This is a genomic window from Staphylococcus sp. HMSC65H10, from assembly GCF_001839185.1.
Classification (GTDB): domain Bacteria; phylum Bacillota; class Bacilli; order Staphylococcales; family Staphylococcaceae; genus Staphylococcus; species Staphylococcus simulans.
Genome location: NZ_KV840349.1, coordinates 1 through 1,746 on the forward strand (window position 1 = coordinate 1; position 1,746 = coordinate 1,746).

1 rRNA gene is annotated in these 1,746 nt (G+C 49.7%); it reads left to right on the forward strand.

Annotated elements, in window-relative coordinates:
* Positions 1-113: 113 nt before the first annotated feature.
* Positions 114-1,665: ribosomal RNA gene (locus tag HMPREF3270_RS06800) — 16S ribosomal RNA — on the forward strand.
* Positions 1,666-1,746 lie beyond the last annotated feature (81 nt).

The following is a 1,746-nucleotide window of genomic DNA, read 5'->3' on the forward strand; positions in this document are numbered from 1 at the left end:
AATGAACATTGAAAACTGAATGACAATATGTCAACGTTAATTCCAAATTAACAAACGTCCTAAGGACGTTTTAAAACAATTAGTTTTTATGAGCTAGTCAAACATCATAAATTATTATGGAGAGTTTGATCCTGGCTCAGGATGAACGCTGGCGGCGTGCCTAATACATGCAAGTCGAGCGAACAGACGAGGAGCTTGCTCCTCTGACGTTAGCGGCGGACGGGTGAGTAACACGTGGGTAACCTACCTATAAGACTGGGATAACTCCGGGAAACCGGGGCTAATACCGGATAACACATGAAACCGCATGGTTTCATGATGAAAGACGGTTTTGCTGTCACTTATAGATGGACCCGCGGCGTATTAGCTAGTTGGTAAGGTAACGGCTTACCAAGGCAACGATACGTAGCCGACCTGAGAGGGTGATCGGCCACACTGGAACTGAGACACGGTCCAGACTCCTACGGGAGGCAGCAGTAGGGAATCTTCCGCAATGGGCGAAAGCCTGACGGAGCAACGCCGCGTGAGTGATGAAGGTCTTCGGATCGTAAAACTCTGTTATTAGGGAAGAACAAGGATGTAAGTAACTATGCATCCCTTGACGGTACCTAATCAGAAAGCCACGGCTAACTACGTGCCAGCAGCCGCGGTAATACGTAGGTGGCAAGCGTTATCCGGAATTATTGGGCGTAAAGCGCGCGTAGGCGGTTTTTTAAGTCTGATGTGAAAGCCCACGGCTCAACCGTGGAGGGTCATTGGAAACTGGAAAACTTGAGTGCAGAAGAGGAAAGTGGAATTCCATGTGTAGCGGTGAAATGCGCAGAGATATGGAGGAACACCAGTGGCGAAGGCGACTTTCTGGTCTGCAACTGACGCTGATGTGCGAAAGCGTGGGGATCAAACAGGATTAGATACCCTGGTAGTCCACGCCGTAAACGATGAGTGCTAAGTGTTAGGGGGTTTCCGCCCCTTAGTGCTGCAGCTAACGCATTAAGCACTCCGCCTGGGGAGTACGGCCGCAAGGCTGAAACTCAAAGGAATTGACGGGGACCCGCACAAGCGGTGGAGCATGTGGTTTAATTCGAAGCAACGCGAAGAACCTTACCAAATCTTGACATCCTTTGACAACTCTAGAGATAGAGCCTTCCCCTTCGGGGGACAAAGTGACAGGTGGTGCATGGTTGTCGTCAGCTCGTGTCGTGAGATGTTGGGTTAAGTCCCGCAACGAGCGCAACCCTTAAGCTTAGTTGCCAGCATTAAGTTGGGCACTCTAAGTTGACTGCCGGTGACAAACCGGAGGAAGGTGGGGATGACGTCAAATCATCATGCCCCTTATGATTTGGGCTACACACGTGCTACAATGGACGGTACAAAGGGCAGCGAACCCGCGAGGTCAAGCAAATCCCATAAAGCCGTTCTCAGTTCGGATTGTAGTCTGCAACTCGACTACATGAAGCTGGAATCGCTAGTAATCGTAGATCAGCATGCTACGGTGAATACGTTCCCGGGTCTTGTACACACCGCCCGTCACACCACGAGAGTTTGTAACACCCGAAGCCGGTGGAGTAACCTTTTAGGAACTAGCCGTCGAAGGTGGGACAAATGATTGGGGTGAAGTCGTAACAAGGTAGCCGTATCGGAAGGTGCGGCTGGATCACCTCCTTTCTAAGGATATTATTCGGAACAGTTTCGCAGGAAACTGAAACGGAATAACGTGACATATTGTATTCAGTTTTGAATGTTTAT